Source organism: Mesorhizobium sp. B2-8-9 (assembly GCF_006439475.1).
Classification (GTDB): domain Bacteria; phylum Pseudomonadota; class Alphaproteobacteria; order Rhizobiales; family Rhizobiaceae; genus Mesorhizobium.
Genome location: NZ_VFTQ01000020.1, coordinates 15232 through 35606, shown reverse-complemented (window position 1 = coordinate 35606; position 20375 = coordinate 15232). Strand labels below are relative to the sequence as shown.

20 protein-coding genes are annotated in these 20375 nt (G+C 64.4%); 11 read left to right on the top strand and 9 right to left on the bottom strand.

Translation table 11 applies throughout. The annotated features are described in order from the left end of the window. Together FJ423_RS22115 and FJ423_RS22110 are read left to right on the top strand one after the other, a co-directional pair. Entirely contained in the window at positions 1-717 is a 717-nt protein-coding gene (locus tag FJ423_RS22115) for a FadR/GntR family transcriptional regulator (protein WP_140545878.1), read from the top strand. A gap of 180 nt (positions 718-897) precedes the next feature. Continuing rightward, positions 898-1878: a hydroxyacid dehydrogenase gene (locus tag FJ423_RS22110; RefSeq protein ID WP_140845156.1), complete on the top strand. Its 981-nt coding sequence runs from the start codon at positions 898-900 to the stop codon at positions 1876-1878. Between the two features lie 80 nt (positions 1879-1958). Here FJ423_RS22110 and FJ423_RS22105 read toward each other — a convergent pair whose 3' ends face one another. Then, positions 1959-3254: an amidase gene (locus FJ423_RS22105; RefSeq protein ID WP_140845154.1), complete on the bottom strand. Its 1296-nt coding sequence runs from the start codon at positions 3252-3254 to the stop codon at positions 1959-1961. 119 nt (positions 3255-3373) lie between these two features. On the opposite strand from FJ423_RS22105, the gene FJ423_RS22100 reads away from it, so the two are divergent. Next, on the top strand, positions 3374-3721 hold the full coding sequence (locus FJ423_RS22100; RefSeq protein WP_140845153.1) for a GFA family protein: 348 nt from the start codon (positions 3374-3376) through the stop codon (positions 3719-3721). A 136-nt stretch (positions 3722-3857) separates the two neighbouring features. On the opposite strand, the gene FJ423_RS22095 is transcribed toward FJ423_RS22100, so the two are convergent. From FJ423_RS22095 to FJ423_RS22065, 7 genes are all read right to left on the bottom strand, one after another. Further along, on the bottom strand, positions 3858-4961 hold the full coding sequence (locus FJ423_RS22095; RefSeq protein ID WP_095769199.1) for an ABC transporter ATP-binding protein: 1104 nt from the start codon (positions 4959-4961) through the stop codon (positions 3858-3860). Next, positions 4961-6067, bottom strand: coding sequence for an ABC transporter ATP-binding protein (locus tag FJ423_RS22090; protein ID WP_140845151.1), 1107 nt, complete (start codon positions 6065-6067; stop codon positions 4961-4963). Before FJ423_RS22090 ends, FJ423_RS22095 begins: the two co-directional genes overlap by 1 nt. Further along, the gene (locus FJ423_RS22085; protein WP_095769197.1) at positions 6064-6285 is read right to left on the bottom strand and encodes a hypothetical protein; all 222 of its coding nucleotides are present in this window, start codon (positions 6283-6285) and stop codon (positions 6064-6066) included. Before FJ423_RS22085 ends, FJ423_RS22090 begins: the two co-directional genes overlap by 4 nt. Further along, the gene (locus tag FJ423_RS22080; RefSeq protein WP_140845149.1) at positions 6282-7238 is read right to left on the bottom strand and encodes a carbohydrate ABC transporter permease; all 957 of its coding nucleotides are present in this window, start codon (positions 7236-7238) and stop codon (positions 6282-6284) included. Before FJ423_RS22080 ends, FJ423_RS22085 begins: the two co-directional genes overlap by 4 nt. A 1-nt stretch (position 7239) precedes the next feature. Next, entirely contained in the window at positions 7240-8145 is a 906-nt protein-coding gene (locus FJ423_RS22075) for a sugar ABC transporter permease (RefSeq protein WP_095769195.1), read from the bottom strand. Between the two features lie 64 nt (positions 8146-8209). Further along, positions 8210-9526 (bottom strand): extracellular solute-binding protein, encoded by a 1317-nt coding sequence (locus FJ423_RS22070; RefSeq protein ID WP_140845147.1) that lies wholly within the window; start codon positions 9524-9526, stop codon positions 8210-8212. A gap of 350 nt (positions 9527-9876) precedes the next feature. Next, positions 9877-10572 carry a TetR/AcrR family transcriptional regulator gene (locus FJ423_RS22065; RefSeq protein WP_140845145.1) on the bottom strand — a complete coding sequence of 232 codons (696 nt, stop codon included), beginning with the start codon at positions 10570-10572 and terminating at the stop codon, positions 9877-9879. 208 nt (positions 10573-10780) lie between these two features. Between FJ423_RS22065 and FJ423_RS22060 the strand changes: the two genes are divergently transcribed. Genes FJ423_RS22060 through FJ423_RS22050 form a run of 3 tightly spaced genes read left to right on the top strand, consistent with a single transcriptional unit; the run spans position 10781 to position 13277 of the window. After that, positions 10781-11977, top strand: a complete 1197-nt coding sequence (locus tag FJ423_RS22060; RefSeq protein ID WP_140845143.1) for a Tm-1-like ATP-binding domain-containing protein — start codon at positions 10781-10783, stop codon at positions 11975-11977. A 12-nt stretch (positions 11978-11989) separates the two neighbouring features. Further along, complete coding sequence (locus FJ423_RS22055; RefSeq protein WP_140845141.1) at positions 11990-12856, top strand: phosphoenolpyruvate hydrolase family protein; 867 nt, start codon at positions 11990-11992, stop codon at positions 12854-12856. A gap of 4 nt (positions 12857-12860) precedes the next feature. After that, a complete protein-coding gene (locus tag FJ423_RS22050; protein WP_140845136.1) occupies positions 12861-13277 on the top strand; it encodes a cupin domain-containing protein in 417 nt (138 codons plus the stop codon). Positions 13278-13351: 74 nt separating this feature from the next. On the opposite strand, the gene FJ423_RS22045 is transcribed toward FJ423_RS22050, so the two are convergent. Next, positions 13352-14542 carry a Xaa-Pro peptidase family protein gene (locus FJ423_RS22045; protein WP_140845129.1) on the bottom strand — a complete coding sequence of 397 codons (1191 nt, stop codon included), beginning with the start codon at positions 14540-14542 and terminating at the stop codon, positions 13352-13354. 332 nt (positions 14543-14874) lie between these two features. On the opposite strand from FJ423_RS22045, the gene FJ423_RS22040 reads away from it, so the two are divergent. The 5 genes from FJ423_RS22040 (at position 14875) to FJ423_RS22015 (ending at position 20337) form a co-directional block, all read left to right on the top strand. Next, complete coding sequence (locus tag FJ423_RS22040; RefSeq protein WP_140845122.1) at positions 14875-16485, top strand: ABC transporter substrate-binding protein; 1611 nt, start codon at positions 14875-14877, stop codon at positions 16483-16485. 258 nt (positions 16486-16743) lie between these two features. Further along, entirely contained in the window at positions 16744-17730 is a 987-nt protein-coding gene (locus FJ423_RS22030; protein WP_140845115.1) for an ABC transporter permease, read from the top strand. Then, positions 17727-18557, top strand: a complete 831-nt coding sequence (locus tag FJ423_RS22025) for an ABC transporter permease (RefSeq protein ID WP_140845106.1) — start codon at positions 17727-17729, stop codon at positions 18555-18557. Before FJ423_RS22030 ends, FJ423_RS22025 begins: the two co-directional genes overlap by 4 nt. Then, a complete protein-coding gene (locus tag FJ423_RS22020) occupies positions 18554-19564 on the top strand; it encodes an ABC transporter ATP-binding protein (RefSeq protein ID WP_181174869.1) in 1011 nt (336 codons plus the stop codon). The genes FJ423_RS22025 and FJ423_RS22020 overlap by 4 nt, the downstream gene beginning before the upstream one ends. Continuing rightward, positions 19561-20337 (top strand): ATP-binding cassette domain-containing protein, encoded by a 777-nt coding sequence (locus FJ423_RS22015; protein WP_140845098.1) that lies wholly within the window; start codon positions 19561-19563, stop codon positions 20335-20337. Before FJ423_RS22020 ends, FJ423_RS22015 begins: the two co-directional genes overlap by 4 nt. The last annotated feature ends 38 nt before the right edge of the window (positions 20338-20375 follow it).

Genomic DNA, 20375 nt, shown 5'->3' with positions numbered 1-20375 from the left:
ATGAAAGAAAAGAACCTTCTCGCGGAACTCGCCGCCTATCTCTTTTCCAACTCGGACAAGGAGTCCGGCCGCACGCCCTCCGAGCGAGAGCTGGCGGAACATTTCGGCGTCAGCCGCGGCCAGATCCGCGAGGCGCTCGCCATCCTCGAGGCCATGCGTATCGTCGAGCGGCGCGCCAAATCCGGCATCTATATCGACACCAAGCAGGCGAGCGTGGAAGCGCTGGCGCTGTTCGCCCGCGCCGGCCTGCCGCTCGATCCGGTGCAGATCTACGAAACCGTCGAGCTGCGCAAGATCCACGAGATCAAGGCGGCCGAGCTTGCCTGCTCGCGCGCCACCGAGGAGAACTTCGAGCGCCTGCGCGAAATCCTGAAGGCTTCCGAAGAGCGCATCGCCGCCGGCGAAGGCCTCGCCAAGGAAGACCGCGAGTTTCACCTTGAGATCGTGCGCGCGACCAAGAACAGCGTCTTCCACAATATCTGCAGCGTCTATTACCTGATGGGCGAGCAGCGCCTGCCGATCTATTTCAACGATCCCGAACGCTCGGTGCGCTCGCATGCCGAGCATATCCAGATCTACGAAGCGCTGCTGCGCCGCGACGGCAACCTCGCCCAGGCCCTGATGAATGCTCATTTGCAGGGCGCCGAGAGCTACTGGAAGGGGATCATCGAAGGCCGCGGAATGGAGCCGAAAAGCGCGGCACTCGAGAAGGCTTGAGCAATTCCAGGAAGGTGTGGACGGTCAGGTTCGGCACCTTTGCCGTAGCCTTTCGTCCGAAACTGCGTGAACCCACAGGAACAGGGCAGTTCTCCGTTTCCGTGAAACGGCGAAATGCCCTTGAGCATTTTGCAGCCGGACGTTTAGCTTGGCATCGCACAAATGCGGAAATGGAACCCCATGCGCAAGATCCTGTCGACGCATCCGCTGCACCCACGCGCCACGGCGATGCTGGCCGGCGCCGGGCGGCTTGCGATCGCTTCCGCGCTCGATCCCAAGACGCTGACCGCTGAGGCCCGCGACGCCGACATCGTCATTGTGCGCGCGCCGCTGCCGCCGGAGCTGTTTGCGGGTACTTCGAGCCTGCGCGCCGCGATCCGCCACGGCGCCGGACTGGACATGATCCCGGTCGAGGCCGCGACCGCCGCCGGCGTGCTGGTGGCGAACGTGCCCGCCGTCAACGCCCGCTCGGTCGCCGAGCATGTGATGTTCACCGCCCTTGCGCTGCTGCGGCGCTTCCGCGTGATGGACCGCGACCTGCGCGCCAAGGGCTGGCTTGCCGGCCGCGAGCACGCCAACTCGACCAGCGAGCTGGCCGGCAAGACCATCGGCATCGTCGGCCTCGGCGCGGTCGGCCAGGCTGTCGGCCACATCGCCGCGCACGGCTTCGACCTTAATGTCGTGGCGACCACGCGCAGCCTGCGCCCCGCGCCCGAGCGTGTCGGCTTCCTGTCGATCGATGCGCTGGTCGAGCAGAGCGACATCGTCGTGCTATGCTGCCCGCTGACGCAGGAAACGCGCGGCCTCATCAATCGAGAGCGCATTGCCCGCATGAAACCCAACACGCTGCTGATCAATGTCTCGCGCGGCCCGGTGGTGGATGATGAGGCGCTGATCGAAGCCCTGCGTGCCGGCCGCATCGGCGGCGCTGCGCTCGACGTTTTTGCGACCCAACCGCTGCCGCCGAACCATCCCTATTTCGGCTTCGACAACGTCATCGTCACCCCGCATATGGCCGGCATCACCGAGGAATCGATGATGCGCATGGGTGTCGGCGCCGCCGGCGAGGCCTTGCTGGTGCTCGCCGGCAAGCTGCCCGTCAATCTGCGCAATCCGGAAGTTATCGAGCACTATCGCCGGCGTTTTCCGGTCGGCGAATAGTTCCGCGGCGAGCATCGCGACGGTGTAGACCTGAGATGCGGGCCAGCCTTTCCGGACTTGCATCCTGATGGCCTGCGCAGTCACCGGCCAAGCAAAGCCTCGACCGCGGCGGCAACGCGCAGCAGATGACTGTCATGCCCGTGCTTGCCCACCAGCATCAATCCGGCCGGCAGCTTCGTGCCGGGCATCAGCAGCGAGATCGCGCAAAGGTCGAACTGGTTGGCGACCTGCGTGTTGCGCAAGAGCAGTCCTTCCGTCTTGTCGCGCAGAGCTTCGTCGCCGGCCATGGCGGCGATGGACGGCGCGACCATCGGCACGGTCGGCAATGCCAGAACATCGACCGTCTCCAGCCGTTCCGCCATGGCCGCCACAAGCTCGGCGCGCCGGCGGATCGTCCGGATGTAGGCCGAGGCAGGGACAGCCAGCGCGCGCGCCAATGGCCCGGTGACATGCGGATCGACCGGCACAGAGGCGCCGCCCGCCAGCCAATCGGCATGCACCTCCGCACCTTCCATGGACGCGATCGTCCCGCGCCTGGTTGCCGCGCGCATCTCGGCGATAAGATCGTCGATGGACAAATCGGCGGCGCGGGCGCCGGCTCGTCCGATCCTGTCGATGCAGGCCTCGAAAGCTTCGGCGACCTGCGCCTGCGTTTCGCCGAACAAGACGCCGCGTGGAATGCCGACGCGCAGGCCGGCGAGCGAGCCCGGCTGAGGACCGGCGGGCTCTTGTCCCGCCATGATCGCATCGGCGATCGCGCAATCGGCGACGCTGCGGGCAAGCGGACCGATCGAATCCAGCGTCATCGACAGCGGAAAGGCTCCCGTCAAAGGCACGCGCCGCGCCGTCGGCTTGAAGCCGACGACGCCGTTGAGCGAGGCCGGAATGCGCACCGAGCCGCCGGTGTCCGAACCGATCGAGATGTCGCTTGTGCCCTCGCCGATCGCAACGCCGGCTCCAGATGACGAGCCGCCCGGGATCAGGCCGACATCGGCAGCGTTGCCCGGTGTGCCATAATGCGGATTGTCGCCGATCGCGGTGAAGGCGAACTCGGTCATGTTGGTCTTGCCGAGGATGACCGCGCCCGCCTGGCGCAGCCTTTGCACGATCGCTGCGTCCCGCGCCGCCGGTTCGGCGCTGGCGCGGATCAGCGATCCGGCCGCTGTCGGTTCGCCGGCGACGTCGAACAGATCCTTGATCGAAACGATGCGCCCGTCGAGCGGCCCAAGGCTGACGCCGGCCTTGCGGCGGGCATCGGACGCATCGGCGGCTGCCCGCGCGGCCTCGGCATAGAGCTTCGTATAGACCTTCTCGTCGGCCGCCCGATTGGCAAGACGTGACAGGATGATTTCAAGACGGTCGCGGATGGATTGCATTTTCGATGTCGGGCCTTGCAAAATTGCAACGTCTTTTAAGCGTGCGGCCTGGTCTTGGCCGGCGAAGAGATAACCCGGCAAGTGTGCCTTTGCACCCTGCCAGCGATGGAAAGATGCTGATGCTGTACAAAGGCAGCTGCCACTGCGGCAAGGTGGCGTTCGAGGTCAAGGGTGAGATCGGCGGCGCGGTGCGCTGCAACTGCTCGATCTGCCGGCGCAAGGGCGCGCTTTTGTGGGCCGTGCCGCATGAGAAGCTCAATCTGGTCGCGTGGGGCGACGACCTCGGCCGCTACACCTTCGGCAAGGCTCAAATCGCGCACCGCTTCTGCCGCACATGCGGCATGCACCCCTTTGCCGAGGACGTCGGCCAAGGCAGCGAACGGTCCGCCTATATCAACATCAACTGCCTCGACGGCGTCGACATCGCCGGCATCGAAGTGTTCGAGTTCGACGGCCGCTCGGCTTGAAGATTGACGGCCCGGCGCTCGTGAGAGCCGCCGGGGCCGATGCTCGCGAGGGCGAGCGGGCTGGCCTACTCGGCGGCCGGCTTGGGCCCCATCAGGAAGGCCACAGCGCCGCGAGCAAGTCAGCAGGCTAAGACTTCTATCCGGCGTGCCGCAGGCTCACACCGCTGCCTTTATCGAACATCACCACCTTGTCGGGGTTCCAGGCAAAGCGCACCGGCTCTTCGATAGCCACGTCGGTCCTGGCCGGCACCGTGGCCCGCAGCATCGTGTCGCCGACCCTGAGCGTCAGGATCTTTTCCACGCCATGGTTCTCGACATCGTGCACGCGTGCCTCGACCGGAGCCCCGCTCTCCAGATAGACGTCCTCCGGACGGATGCCGAAGACGAGCGGGCGACCGTCGGCCGCGCCGCTCGTCCTGCCCCCGCCAAAGCTCTTGGCGCCAATTGTGAGCGGCAGTTCGAAATTCACCGGCGCCATCACCGCGCGGTCGTTGACCAGCCTGCCGTCGATGAGGTTCATCGGCGGCGAGCCGACGAAGCTCGCGACATAGGTGTCGCGCGGATTGTTGTAGATCTCATGCGGCGTGCCCGTCTGCACGATGCGGCCATGGTTGAGCACGCCGACCTTGTCGCCCATCGACATAGCCTCGATCTGGTCGTGTGTGACGAACAGGAACGTGGCGCCGAGTTGCATCTGAAGGTTCTTCAATTCCGTGCGCAGCGCCTCGCGCAGCTTGGCGTCGAGCGCCGAGAGCGGCTCGTCCATCAGGAACACGCGCGGCTTGCGCACGATCGCTCGGCCGATCGAGACGCGCTGCATCTCGCCGCCGGAAAGCCGGTCGGTCTTGCGGTCGAGCAGGTGTTCGATCCTGAGCGTGCGGGCGGCGCGCGCGACGCGGTCCTTGATCTCGGCATCCGGCAGCCGGCGGATCTTCGGCTTCAGCGGAAATTCGAGGTTCTGCCGCACAGTGTAGCGCGGATAAAGCGAATATTGCTGCAGCACCAGCGCGACGTCGCGCTCGGCCGCGCCCCAGTCGGCGACGTCGACGCCGTCGATGAGAACCTGGCCCTCGGTCGGCTTATCCAGTCCGGCGATCAGGCGTAGCGTCGTCGTCTTGCCGGCGCCGGTCTCGCCAAGCAGCACGAAGAACTCGCCGTCGGCTATGTCGAGGTTCAGACCCGTCAGCGCGGTGTGGCTGCCGTATTTCTTGGTGATGTTCTTCAGTTCGATATGGGCCATTACAGCCTTACTCCCAGCGACTTGCCGCTTGCCGTGTCGAAAAAGTGCGCCTGCTCGGGATCGATGCGGACATGGACTTTCTCACCGGGGCCCGAGACGTAGCCCGCCTTGGTGCGGGCGCGCAGCATCGTGGAGCCGAGCCTGAGATCGACAATGTCGAAGGACCCGAGCGGCTCGATGATGCTCGCCTCGACTGGCATGTAGCCGGGCGCCGCATCGTGCCGCACGAGTACGCCCTCCGGGCGGATGCCGAGCGTCAGGCCGCCATTGGCTGCATGCCCGTTGAGTCTGGACAGGAGCTGGCGCGGGAACTCGAAGCCAGCCGGCGCATCGCCGACGGTTACGGAAGCAGTGCCCGCCTGATCCGCGACATTGACCTCGGCAATGTTCATCACCGGGCTGCCGACGAACTGCGCCACGAACAGGTTTGCCGGATGCGAATAGACCTCATCCGGCGTTCCGACCTGCTGGATGAAGCCTTCATGCATGATGACGATGCGGTCGGCGAGGCTCATCGCCTCGATCTGGTCGTGCGTGACATAGATCGTGGTCGACCCTTGCTTGACGTGCAGGCGCTTGATCTCGGCGCGCATCTCCTCGCGCAGCTTGGCGTCGAGCGCGCCGATCGGCTCGTCCATCAGCATCGCCTTCGGGCGCCGCACCAGCGCACGACCGATGGCCACGCGCTGCATGTCGCCGCCCGAGAGCGCCGACGGCCTCTTGTCGAGCAGATCGGTGATGCGCAGGACCCGGGCGACCTCGCGCACGGACTTGTCGACTTCGCCGCTGCTCATGCGCATTGCACGCAGCGGAAAGGCGACGTTCTCGAACACCGTCATATGCGGGTAGAGCGAGAAGGACTGGAACACCATGGCGATGTCGCGGTCCGCCGCCTTGAGGTGCTGCACCGGCTTACCGTCGATCAGGATGTCGCCCTGGTCGATCGTCTCCAGCCCTGCCACGGCGCGCAGCGTCGTGGTCTTGCCGCAGCCCGACTGGCCGAGCAGCACGATGAACTCGTTGTCGGCGATGGCCAGGTTCAGATTATGGATGACCTGGACGGCACCAAAGAATTTCTCGATGCCGCGAAGTTCGATCTGCGTCACTGGCGGGCTCCCTCATGCGTCGCGGCGCCGGTTTCCTCGCTCTGCTCCGGTGCGATCTTGGACGTGATGTTGAAGCCGATCAGCCCGATCAGGATGATCGTCACACCGTATGAATGCAGGCCGAGGCTCCATGGTTGGCAGAGCGCTACGATGCCCAGCACCATGAGGATTTGCGAGGCCGGCAGCAGGTACTTCTCGTTGGTGGAGCGAAAACTCATTTGCGGATTGCTCCGAACGTCACGCCGCGAAGCAGATGGTTGCGCAGCAGGAAGGTGAAGATTGCGACCGGCAACAGGAACAGGAAGGTACCAGCCGCGATCGTCGTCCAGTCCGGCAGGCCGGAGCCGATCTGCGAGGGGATGAAGGGCGGCGCCGTCTGGGCGCGCCGGTTGGTCATGATCAGCGCAAAGGCGTATTCGTTCCAGGCAGTGATGAAGCAGAACACGGCAGTCGCCGCGATGCCCGTCGCCGCCTCGGGCAGCACGATCTTGAAGAAGGCCTGCATGCGCGTGTAGCCGTCGACGAGTGCTGCTTCCTCATACTCCTTCGGGATCTCGTCCATGAAGCCCTTCATCAGCCAGACCGAGAAGGACAGGTTAAAGGCAACGTAGAGGATGATCAGGCCGATATGCGAATCGTTGAGGCCGACCATCCGGTACATCAGGAACATTGGGATTGCGACCACCACCGGCGGCAGCATGCGGGTCGACAGGATGAAGAAGAGCAGGTCCGCCTCGCCCGCGATCTTGAAGCGTGAGAAGCCATAGGCGGTGAAGGTTCCCATGCCCACAGCCAGCACCGTGCTGATCACAGCCACGATCAGGCTGTTCATGAACCGGTCGGGATATTGCGAAAGCTGCACGTCCTTGCCGACCTTGAGAACCCGCTCGCCGCCGTCATAGATGCGTTTTTCCCACCAGGGCGCGGCATCGTAGACTTGCGGATCGACGGGCTTCTGCATCTGCACGCGCTTGGTGAAGAGCCGCACGAACGGCGTCACCTCCGGCTCGAACAGCACGGTGGGCGGCACGCTGACGGCGAGTTCCTTCGGCTTGAACGCCGTGGAGGCGATCCAGTAGATCGGCGCCAGGAAGACCAGCGTGGCGATCAGCACCGCGGCGATGGCGATGCGGTTGAAGGCGACCTCGGAAGAAGTGCGGACGGCGGCCATGTCAGCGCTCCTTCACCTTGTTGAGATACTTCACGTAGAGGTTGGTGATGGCCAGCACCATGATCAGCACGATGTAGGCCAGCGCGCAGGACTTGCCCGTATCCCACTGCTGGAAGGCCTGCTTGTAGAGCCGGATCGCGATCAGCTCGGCGGTCGGCTGGGTGGTCATGGTGTAGGCAATGTCGAAGGTCTTGAAGGCTTCCATGGTGCGGAAGATCAGCGCGATCAGAAGGATCGGCGAGACCAGCGGCAAGGTGATGCGAGTGAAGGTGTACCACCACCCGGCGCGGTCGATCGCGGCCGCCTCGTAGAGATGCTGCGGCACGGCCGAGAGACCGGCGAGCGACAGCAGCATGACGAAAGGCGACCACATCCAGATATCGGTGATCGCGACCGCGTAGAGCGCGCTGTCGGGATTGGAGAGCCAGGCGAAGTCGCCAAGGCCGAAGACATAGTTGATCGGTCCCCAGGACGGGCTGTAGAGCAATTGCCAGAACAGGCCGACGACCGCCGCGGACATCATCATCGGCAGCAGCAGCAGCGTGGTGATCAGGCCCTTCATCGGAAAGCTGCGGTTGAGCAGAAGCGCAAGGCCGAAGCCGACGATCATCTGCCCAGCCACCGAAACGATCACGTATTTGGCGGTGATGACGAAGTTCGACCAGATGTGATCGTCGCTCAGCAGCTCGCGATAGTTCTGCAAGCCGACGAACTGCCAGGGTTCGCTGCGGTTCGCGGCGAAGTTCGTGAAGGAATAGCCGAGCGAATAGATCAGCGGGAAAATGTTGAAGACGATCAGAAAGACCAGCGTCGGGATGATGAACAGGTTGCGGATGGTCAGATCGGACCAGCCGCGAGCGGCGGCCCTGGACGCTGGATCAAGATTGGTAAGGGCTACCGAAGCCAACTTTGTCTCCTGAAAACAGGAATGCCGGAGGGGGAAACCTCCTCCGGCATTCTGACTGCGATGCTTACTTGTAACGATTGTATTTGGTGAAGGTGGCCTTCCAGTCGGCGGCCGTCTTGTCGAGCGCCTCCTGGGCGGTACCCTTGCCGCCGACCACAAACGGATAGATGTTCTGGTTCAGTTGATCGAGCACTTCGGCGTATTCAGGCGTTGCCCAGAAGTCCTTGACCATGAACATCGTGTCGTAGAACGCCTTGTTGTAGGGCGTCGCGTTCTGGAAGGCTTCGGACTTCAGCACGGCCTGGCTGCAGGTGTAGCCGCCGAGCTCGGCCCACTTCTTCTGGGTCTCGTCCTTGATGAACCACTCGAGGAACTTCATCGCCTCGTCCTTGTTCTTCGAATACGAGACGACCGAGATGCCCTGGCCGCCGAGCGCGGCGAAGCGCTTGCCGTCCGGGCCGGCCGGATTGGCGAAGAAGCCGGTGACGTCGGCGTAGGGGTTGGTGGCCTTGTTCACCAGCGGCGGGAAGAAGGCGAAGAAGTTCATGCTCATCGCGGCCAGGCCGCCGGTGATCGCCTGGTTGTCTTCCACGAAGAAGGTCTTGCCCCAGCCCGGAGGCGTGAACTTGTAGAGTTGCTTGTACATGTCGAGGCCGGCGGCGGCTTCCTTGGAGTTGGTGATGCCGTCGACCTTGTAGGTCGCGTAGTCGCCGAGATCGCCGCCATAGCTGAAGATGGCGCTTTCGACGCCCATCGCCATCGCGTCATAGGAATTGTCGGTGTAGATGGCCACGCCGTACCGCTTCTGGTCCGGACGGTGGAAGAACTCGGCGATATCGCGCAGCTGCGCATAGGTCGTCGGCACCGCGAGGTCGTAGCCGTATTTGGCCTTGAAGGCTTCCTTCTCCTTCGGATCCTCGAACCAGTCCTTGCGATAGGACCAGCCGATCGCGTCGCCTTCCAGCGGGATCGCCCAATATTTGCTGGAACCGCCCGGATACTCGGCGTAATACTTGATGGTCGCGGGCGCCATCACGTCGCCAAGCTTGTGCTGGTTGAAGAAGTCGGTCAGGTCGACATAGTGGCCTTGCGTCGAACCGGCGCCCAGCCATTGCGAGTCGCCGACGACCATGTCGTAGGCGTCGCCATGCGCGTTGAACTCGGTGAAGGCCTTGGTCTGGAAGTCGGGCCACGGCGTTGTCTGAACGGTGACCTTCACGCCGGTTTCGGCCGTGTAGTCGTTGACGAGTTCCTGCAGGTAGTTCGCCGGGTCCCATTCCGCCCAGAAGATGGTGAGTTCCTTATCCTGCGCGCGGACGGATGTCCCGCAGGCAAGCGCCAGCCCAATACCAGCAATCACGCTGGTCATAATCTTGCGCATAGTTTTCCTCCCTTGTGCGCATTCTACCGTCTCATGCGAGCCGGCGGCGAAGCCGGCCTTGGTAGTTCCTCCTGTGATGGCACCTCTCCGGTCCAGGCCTCCCACCCTGTCGGAAATGGATCGCAGCCTTCACTTTGATCCGCTTTATCGGTCCTAAATCTGGTATTACCAATTCCCGCTTGACGTCAAGCGCTTTCTTGGGAGGCTAGGAGCAGACGAACGAGCCCACCATTATGGCATCTGCCTGTTTTCCCTTGTTTTTCCTACTCCTTGATACGCCGACCCCTTGTGAGGGCCAGCTCACCCCATTTAACATTCAAAATCGTCCTCACAATCTGGTAGAACCAGATTTACCCGATCGTCGCCCCAGGCGCCGCAGCCATTCCTGCCGATTTCGCCTCCGATTCCGCCATTGCGGCGCGCACCAGCGCGCCTGCCGCCCATTGCGCGACCGACATCATCTCGGCGCTGTTCAGCCCCCAAATGTCCTTCAGCACCGTGACCACCTCGACGCCGAACATCAGCGACAGCGCCTGGGCAAGGCGCGTGAGCTGGCGCGGCTTCAAGCGCCCCTTGAGCGGCGCGATCGCATCCTTCAACAGGTCGACGCGATGACCGCGAATGAAGGCCGGCTCGGACCCGAGCGTGCCCGCCTGGCGCCGCGCCCATTGGTCGAGGGACAGTTTCAGCGCCGCTTTGAACGTTGCCTCGAAGGCTTCGATGCGCGGCATCGCGGTCGCGAACAGATCTGCCACGCGCCGCTCGGCATCGTCGGACGTCGACTTCCAGGTAAGGATAGGGCCGAGCCCTTCATCGACCACGGCCTGCACCAGCGCCGCCTGGCTCGGGAAATACCGGTAGGCGGTGGCGCGCGACACCTCTGCCGCCTCCGCGACCTCGCTGACCGAAGGGGTCATGCCGGATTGCATCAGCCTCGTCGCCGTTTCCAGCATCAGCCGCTTTGTGCGGGCGCGCGGCCCCTTCTCGGCGGTCGGCGCCTGTGCGGCGTCATCGATGGAGGCGGCTTGTTGACGTGAGACATCCATATCAATACGATACGCGCGTCTCAAAAATTTGCAATGGCGCAATGCCGGTCAATAACGGGTCCCCACCAGCGACGAGGCTTTGCCGAGGAGCTTAAGGGTGGGGCAAAAAATACGGTCCCCACCAGCGACGAGGCTTTTGCCGACAAGCTTAAGGGTGGGGCAGAAAAGGCCGGCGGCAAAGCCGGCCATGCCGGACGGGGAACCGCGGATGAAGCGCATCTATGTGATCGGCACTGCCGACACCAAAGGCGAGGAACTCGCCTTCCTGGCCGATGCCGTCGCCACGGCCGGCGGCGCGGTCGTCCGTGTCGATATCGGCACGCGAGGCGCGACCGTCCCGGTGGATATCTCTGCCAGCGAGGTCGCCGCGCATCATCCCAAGGGAGCCGGCGCTGTTCTCGGCATCGACGATCGCGGCACCGCCGTTGCCGGCATGGGCGCCGCCTTCGCCAATTTCATCCAGTCACGTGACGACATCGCCGGGGTGATCGGCATCGGCGGCGGCGGCGGCACCTCGATCGTCACCGCCGGCATGCGGGCGCTGCCGCTCGGCCTGCCGAAGATCATGGTCTCGACATTGGCCTCCGGCGATACCGCGCCTTACGTCGACATCTCCGACATCATCATGATGCCGTCGGTCACCGACATGGCGGGACTGAACAGGCTCTCCCGCATTGTGCTGCACAATGCCGCCCAGGCGATCGCCGGCATGGCCGCGAAGCCCGCCTCGGCTGCCGCCGGCAAGCCGGCGCTGGGACTCACCATGTTCGGCGTCACCACGCCCTGTGTGACGGCGATCGTCGACCGATTGCGCCCCGACTATGACTGTATGGTCTTCCACGCCACCGGCACCGGCGGCCGCTCGATGGAGAAGCTCGCCGACAGCAGTCTGCTGGCCGGCGTCATCGACATCACCACGACCGAGGTGTGCGATTTCCTGTTCGGCGGCGTGCTGCCGGCGACCGAGGATCGCTTCGGCGCGATTGCGCGCACGAAATTGCCCTATGTCGGCTCGGTCGGCGCGCTCGACATGGTGAACTTCTGGGCGCCGCCGACCATTCCGGAAAAATATCATGGGCGGCTCTTCTACGAGCACAATCCCAATGTCACGCTGATGCGCACCACGGCCGAGGAATGCCGCAAGATCGGCGAATGGATCGGCGGCCGCCTCGCCCGATGCGACGGTCCGGTCCGCTTCCTGATCCCGGAAAAGGGCGTATCGGCGCTCGATATCGTAGGCGGCGCCTTCTTCGATCCGGAAGCCGACGCCGTGCTGTTTGAGGCCATCGAGCGCACGATCGAACCGACCAGGAACCGCACCGTGACGCGCCTGCCGCTGCACATCAACGACCCCGCCTTCGCCAAGGCCGCGGCGGAGGCCTTCCTCGACATCGCCAAGAAGTGAGACAAGACAAGCATGGCTGCCATTCCGCGCAAAACGATCCTGGAAAAATTCCGCAAGATGATCGCCGACGGCGTGCCGATCATCGGCGGCGGCGCCGGGACCGGCCTGTCGGCCAAGGCCGAGGAAGCCGGCGGCATCGACCTGATCATCATCTACAATTCCGGCCGCTATCGCATGGCCGGCCGCGGCTCGGCCGCCGGCCTGCTTGCCTACGGCAACGCCAACGAGATCGTCAAGGAGATGGCCTATGAGGTGCTGCCGGTGGTGAAGAAGACACCGGTGCTGGCCGGCGTCAACGGCACCGATCCCTTCGTCATCATGCCGCTGCTGCTCGCAGAGCTGAAGACGATGGGCTTTTCCGGCGTGCAGAATTTTCCGACCGTCGGCCTGTTCGACGGCACCATGCGCCAGAGTTTCGAGGAGACCGGCATGGGCTTCGGCCTCGAGGTCGACATGATCGCCGAGGCGCGCAAGCTCGACTTGCTCACCACGCCCTACGTCTTCAACCCGGACGAGGCGCGCGCCATGACGAAAGCCGGCGCCGATATCGTCGTCGCCCATATGGGCGTCACGACCGGCGGCTTGATCGGCGCCACTTCGGCGAAAACGCTCGACGCCTGCGTCAAGGAAATCGACGCCATCGCCGATGCCGCGCGCTCCGTGCGCAAGGACGTCATCCTGCTTTGCCATGGCGGGCCGATCTCGATGCCCGACGACGCGCGCTACATTCTCGACCGCTGCGAGGGACTCCACGGCTTCTACGGCGCGAGCTCGATGGAACGGCTTCCCGCCGAGGCGGCGATCGCCAGGCAGACGGCGGATTTCAAGGCGGTCGCGCTTCGCGACCAGAAGACAGAAGCAAAGAAAAGGAAGGGATGAGGCAATGGCCGACAGGAGCAAGGTGTTCGTCTATCCGAAGGATGTCAGCGCCTTCGGCTTCGACTGGGGCAAGCTGTCGCTGACCGTCGCGCCGGAAGTGAACGGCGCCGAACGCTTCTCCGGCGGTATCGTCGACTTACCGCCGGGCAAAGGCCACACCCGCCACAACCATCCGGGCGCCGAAGAGATCATCTTCGTCATCTCCGGCAATGGCGAGCAGATGGTCGAGGATGAGAAAGGCAATCCGGTGGTGGCGAAAGTCGGCCCCGGCTGCACCATCTACGTGCCGGAAAGCCGCTTCCACTCGACGCTCAACACTGGCGACCAGCCGATGCAGCTCTTCGTCGTCTATTCGCCCGCCGGACCGGAGCTGGCGCTGCGCGACCTGCCGGATTTCAGGCTGCTGCCGGCGGGTCGGTAACTGTCTTTCCTTCTCCCCGTTCTACGGGGAGAAGGTGCCCGAAGGGCGGATGAGGGGCAGCGCCGACCTCCTCCTTAAGAAATCCCGCCCCTGTTCCACCCACGCCCGCGGTCGCCGAACATCACATAGCCGGCGTCAGTGACGGCCACCGTGTCCTCCAGCTTGATGAAGCCGCGCGACGGATGAAGCATGGTGGTCTCGACCGACAGCACCATGTTCTTCTCCAGCGGCTTTGCCGCATAGGTGCCCTCATAGGCGACCGGGTGATTGGTCATCAGGAACGGCGCCTCATGCGTGATCAGCCCCATGCCGTGCGCGAAGAAATCCGTGTAGGCCGCGACCTTGGACGCCTTCAGAACGCTCTCGGCATGCGCGATCATGTCGCCGCCCAGCGTGCCTGCCTTGACCTTGGAAAAGGCGGCCTGCTGCACCGCTTCGACTTCGGCCAGAAGATCCTCGAGCTCGGCATCCGGCTCGCCAAGCACGCCCATGCGGCAGAGGTCGCCGATATAGCCGTGGTAGTTGCCGCCGGAATCGATCGACATCACCTCGCTCTTCTTCCAGGCTTGGCTGGACGCCGCGCGATTGTGGCTTGAGCCCAGCGTCAGCAGGCAATATTCGAAATGCGCGCCGCGATTGGTCTCCTCGCGCCTGAGCTGCTCGATGATGTCGGTCTTGCTCGTGCCCTCGCGCGCCCAGGCAATCGTCGCCAGCATGGAATCGGTGATCAGCTCGGAGGCAATGCGCAGCTGTTCGAGCTCCGCCTCGGTCTTGATGGCGCGCATGCGCTCCAGCATGTCGGTCGCGTCGATCAGCTTGGCATCCGGCAGCGCCTTGCGTATCAGCGTGTAGGCGTCCGACGGCAGGAAGCCCGGCTCGATGCCGATGCGGGCGGCTTGCTTGCCGATCTGTTTGAGATGCTCCACCGCCAGATTGGCGGCATCGAGCGTGCCCCAGCAGGCGGCATGCAAGGTCGGCGTCCAGAACGGATGATTTTGATGTTCGCCGCCTTCCATCTTGTTGCCGATATAGGCCGCATGTTCCGGCCCGCCCTTCTCGTAAAGGACGATCGGCAAATAGCGGCTGTGACCGATGGCATCCATCGCCGCGAAGAAGATGAACTTGTAGCCGCCGAGCAAATATTGCGTGTTGTGCTTGGAGGTGGCGAAGAGCACGTCGATGCCGGCCTCTTCCATCAGCCGATCCACCCGCGCCTGATCGAACGGGACATTGCTGACCTCGGTTTTGCCCGGAGCGATGTTCATCTGCCTCTCCCTGTTTTCATCGGCCGCAGGAGCGCCGAAAGTCATGATGTATGGCTGTTGGCCAAATCTGCATTATTTTGGCCACTCTGGTCCAGCCAGAATTGATCGCTTTCGCCCCCAAGGCGGTTTCTGTCCAAATCCCGATCACGGTTGTCTGTAATCTGGTCCTACCAGATAAGAGCATGAGAGCCTCCGTCGGATGGCTGGTCCAGCGGACGGAAATTTCAAAGCCAAGCCATGATGCGCCAAATCCGTCTCTGGCGAAACCTTTGCCAAGGGCCATAATCACCGGATGCCGCGCCTGCCACGGCGCGAAGAGGGGAGTTTGAGCGATGTCCGAATTGACGATTTCACGCCGCGGCCTGCTGGCCGGCTCGGCGCTGCTGCTGGCCTCCACCGCGCTTCCGACCATCGGCCTTACGCAGACGCCCAAGAAGGGCGGCCGGCTGATCGTCGCCGCGGATTCCGAGCCGCGCAACCTCAATCCGGCGATCGTCGCCTCCAACGGCGTCTTCTTCATTTCCAGCAAGATCGTCGAGACGCTGGCCGAAGCCGCCTTCGACGGCAAGGACGGGCTGCAGCCGCGGCTCGCGCTTTCCTGGGAAGGTGCGGCCGACGGCTTGTCGGTGACCTTCAAATTGCGCGACGGCGTTAAATGGCATGACGGCAAGCCCTTCACCTCGGCCGACGTCGCCTTCTCGGCGCTGCAGATCTGGAAGCCGCTGCAAAATCTCGGCCGCACCGTGTTCAAGGACCTGGAGGCGGTCGACACGCCGGACGAACTGACCGCGATCTTCAAATTCGCCAAGCCGACGCCGTTCCAGCTGATCCGCAATGCGCTGCCGGCGCTGTCGAGCGTCGTGCCGAAGCACCTCTATGAGGTGGGCAAGATCGAGGAAAACCCGGCCAACAACGCGCCGGTCGGCACCGGTCCGTTCAAGTTCGCCGAATACAAGGCCGGGCAATATTACCGGCTGACCAGGAACGACGCCTATTGGGATAAGGACGAGCCCTATCTCGACGAGATCGTCTACCAGGTGCTCCCCGATCGCACGTCCGCCGCAGCGGCGCTCGAGGCGGAAGAGATCCAGCTCGCCGCCTTCTCCGCCGTGCCGCTCGCCGACCTCGACCGCATTTCCAAGGTGCCAGGCCTGAAGGTCATCACCAAGGGCTATGAGGGGCTGACCTACCAACTCGTCGTCGAGATCAACCACCGCCGCAAGGAACTGGCCGATCTGAAAGTGCGGCAGGCGATCGCGCATGCCATCGACAAGGATTTCGTCGTCAAGACGATCTTCCTCGGCTACGCCGCGACCGCAACCGGCCCGGTGCCGAAGAACGATCCGCAATTCTACACCGCCGACGTGCCGGCCTATCCCTTCGACGTCGCCAAGGCCAATGCGCTGCTCGACCAAGCCGGCTACAAGCGCGCCGACGACGGCAAGCGCTTCGCGCTGAAGCTGCTGCCGGCGCCTTACTTCAACGAGACCAAGCAGTTCGGCGATTATCTGCGCCAAGCACTCGCAGCGATCGGCATCGACGCCGAGATCGTCAACAATGACTCCGCCGCGCACATCAAGGCCGTCTATACCGACCACGCATTCGACCTCGCCGTCGGCCCGCCGGTGTTCCGCGGCGACCCGGCAATCTCGACCACCATCCTGGTGCATAGCGGCATTCCCGACGGCGTGCCCTTCTCCAACCAAGGCGGCTACAAAAACGCCGAGCTCGACGCGCTGATCGCGAAAGCATCGGAGACGCTGGATACAGCGGCCCGCACCGAGCTCTACAAGGAGTTCCAGAAGAAGGTGGCGGCCGATTTGCCGCTGATCAATGTGGCGGAGTGGAGCTTCATTTCCGTCGCCCGCGATACGGTCGGCAACATCGCCAACAACCCGCGCTGGGCAGTATCGAACTGGGCGGACACTTATTTGGCCGGCTGATCTCCTTGCGGATCGGCTGCCGGGGTGCTCAGCTTTGAGAATGAGAGTTCCTTCGCGCCCCCCTCTGTCCTGCCGGACATCTCCCCCTCTAGGGGGGAGATTGGCAGTTCTCGCGCCTCGCTCATTCCTGCGGCGTCGAAAATTGGCGAAAGCCGATATGACGGCTAATCTCCCCCCTAGAGGGGAAGATGTCCGGCAGGACAGAGGGGGGCGCCGTAGAGCGCAACGTCCGTGGTTTGGCCTCAACCAGGCTTCGCCATGACCCGCGCCCTCCGCCTCCTGCGCCGCCGCGTCGTCGGCAGCGTCTTCGTGCTCCTCATCGTCGTCGTCGGCAGCTTCCTGCTGCTCGAAGCCGCCCCCGGCGACGCGGTCGATGCCTATATCGTCTCGACCGGCGGCGATGCCGGCATGATCGAACTGCTGCGCCACCGCTGGGGCCTCGACCAGTCGGAGCTGACGCGCCTCGCCAATTATCTCTGGGCGCTGCTGCATCTCGACCTTGGCCAGTCCGTCACCTTCTCGCGGCCGATCCGCGAAATCATCCTCGAACGCCTGCCGACCACGCTGATCCTGATGGGCAGCGCCACCGCGCTCTCCTTCGGCCTCGGCTCGGCGCTCGGCATCTATGCCGGCGCCAGACCCGGCAGCGTCCGCGACCGCTTCCTCTCCATCGGCTCGCTGGCGCTTTATGCCGTGCCCGGCTTCTGGCTCGGCCTAGTGCTCATCGTCATCTTCGCCGTCGACCTGCGCTGGCTGCCGATCGGCGGCATCGAGACCATCGCCTCAGGTAAAACCGGATTTTCCCGCGCCACCGACATTGCCGTCCATCTCGTGCTGCCGGTGTCGGCGCTCGGCTTCATCTATCTAGCGCTCTATCTGCGCATGATGCGTGCCGGCATGGCCGAGGCCTGGCGGCAAGACTTTATCCTCGCCGCCCGCGCCAGGGGCCTGCCCCGCCGCCGCATCGTGCTTGCCCATGTTGCCCGCAATGCGCTCCTGCCGCTGGTCACCATGCTTGGCCTGCAATCGGCGCAGATGCTAGGCGGCAGCGTCGTCATCGAAAGCGTCCTTGCCGTGCCTGGCCTCGGCCGCCTGGCGCAGGAAGCCGTCGCCGGGCGCGATACGCCGCTGCTGCTCGGCATCATCCTGGTGAGCGCGGTCCTGGTCCTCGTCATCAACCTCCTGGTCGATCTCACCTACGCTGTCCTCGACCCGCGCGTCGGCGCCGGCGAGGCAAGCACATGAACCGCCTGCGCCGTTTCTTCCACACGCCGGAAGCGATCGCGGGCGCAATCATCCTGGCCTTGCTCATTGTGATGGCGCTGGCGGCGCCGGTGCTGTTTCCCGGCGACCCGCAAGCCATCGCCGGCCCGGCGCTGCTGCCGCCGTTCCAGGACTGCTCGCTGCCGCTCGGCACCGACCGGCTCGGGCGCGACGTGCTGGCCGAGCTGTTCCACGGAACCCGCACGTCGCTGGCGGTGGGGCTGGCGGCGGCTGCCGCGGCGCTCCTGATCGGCGCGGTCGTCGGCACTTTAGCCGGCTTCGCCGGCGGGCTGATCGACGAAGTGCTGATGCGCATCACCGATGCCTTCCAGACCGTGCCGAGCTTCCTGCTCGCGCTCGCCTTCGTCAGCATCGTCGGACCTTCGCTCAGCGTCGTCGTCGCCGCGATCGCGCTCGGCGCCTGGACCGGACCAGCGCGGGTTGCGCGCGCGGAAGTCCTGTCGATCCGTGAGCGCGACTATGTCGCCGGCGCCCGCGTCATCGGCATGCATCCGCTGGAGATTGCTTTTCGCGAGGTGCTGCCCAACGCGCTGCCGCCGGTGCTGGCGCTATCCTCGGTGATCGTGGCCGCCGCGATCCTCACCGAGGCCGCGCTCTCGTTCCTTGGCCTAGGCGATCCCAACCGCGTCACCTGGGGCGGCATGATCGCCGAGGGGCGTACGGTGCTGCGCACCGCACCTTTCCTGTCGGTCGTTCCCGGTATAGCGCTGGTGCTGACCGTGCTTGGCGTCTACCTCGCCGGCGAAGGCGTTGTGGAGAGCACCGCTGTGCGCAGGAGCCTGTCGTGACCACGCTGCTTTCGATTCGCGATCTTTCGGTGGGCCATCGGCGCGGCAGGGTCGAGGCGCCGGCGCTGAAAGGCATCAGCCTGGATGTGAAAACCGGAGAGCGCCTGGCGATCATCGGCGAAAGCGGCTCGGGCAAGAGCACGCTGGCGCTGGCGATTGCGGGGTTGTTGGCGAGGGGTGCCGAGATCGAAGGAACAGTCGAGTGGAAGATATCGAGATCGCGAATGCCTCATTCCTTCGCGCCCCCCTCTGTCCTGCCGGACATCTCCCCCTCTAGGGGGGAGATTGAACTGTCGCGTCCGCCTTCGCCAATCCTCAACGCAGCAGAAGGGGAGCCGGCAGCGGAACTGCTAATCTCCCCCCTAGAGGGGGAGATGTCCGGCAGGACAGAGGGGGGCGCCGTAGAGCGCCAGCCCTCTCGTCCTCGCAATACCATCTCCCTCCTCGGCCGCGACATCGGCTTCGTCTTCCAGGACCCCTCTTCCAGCCTCGATCCGGTCATGCCAATCGGCAAGCAGATCGCCGAAGTCGTCCACACCCATCTCGGCCTCAGCTGGCCTGACTCCTTCGCCCAAGCCAAAACCCTCCTCGACCGCGTCCGCCTCCCTGGCCCGGACTCGGCCCTCCACACCTACCCGCACCAGCTGTCCGGCGGCCAGAAGCAGCGCGTGGCCATCGCTGCGGCAATCGCTGCTGGACCCAAACTCTTGATCGCCGACGAGGCGACCAGCGCCCTCGACACCATCGTCCAGGCCGAGATCGTCGCGCTGATCCGCCGGCTGGTGGCCGAGGACGGCATGACGCTGCTTTTCATCAGCCACGATATCGCGCTCGCCGCCACGCTTGCCGATCGCATCGCGGTGCTGCGCCACGGCGAATTGGTCGAACTCGGCGAGACCGATCAAATCCTCAACGCGCCGCGCCACACCTACACGCGCGCTTTGCTGGCCGCTCATCTCGGCCTCGACGCCGAGCCGCTGCTTGACCGGCAAGGCGCCTCGGCATGACCGTGCTGGCCGTCTCCAGTCTCGCCAAGCGCTACCGCCGTGGCGGCAAGCCTTTCGCTGCGGTTGACGACGTGTCATTCGAGATCGGCCGTGCAGAAACGCTGGCGCTCGCCGGCCCGTCCGGCAGCGGCAAGTCGACGATCGCGAGGTTGGTTTTGCGGCTGATCGAGCCCGATGCCGGCCGCGTCGACTTCGAAGGCGCGGACTTCCTCGCGCTATCCGGCGCCGCTTTGCGCGCGCGCCGCGCCCGCATCCAGATGGTGTTCCAGGATCCGCTCGCAGCCTTCAATCCACGCGCCACCGTGGCGCGCGTGCTTGACGATCCGTTGCGCATCCATGGCATTGCCCCACGTGCGGAGCGCCCGCGCCGTATCGCGGCACTGCTGGAGCGCGTCGGCCTCGATGCCGGCCTCGCGGCTCGTGCCATCCATGAGATTTCCGGCGGCCAGCGCCAGCGCGTGGCGATCGCCCGCGCCATCGCGACGCGGCCGTCGCTGATCGTGCTCGACGAGGCGGTGTCGGCGCTCGATGTTTCGGTGCGCGGCCAGATCCTGGAATTGCTGCTCGACCTGCAAAGGCAGGAACGGATCGCGTATTTGTTCATTTCGCATGATCTCGGCGTCATCCGCGCCGTGGCGCATCGCGTCGTCATCCTCGACGCCGGCCGGATCGCCGAGAGCGGCGATGCCCGCGCCGTCATCGCCAACCCGCGATCGGCGATCGGTAAGGCGCTGGTCGAGGCGACGCCAAGATTGACCTGGAACCGACCATGATCCCGCAAAGTGGGACCCGGTTTGCGGATAGATCATGG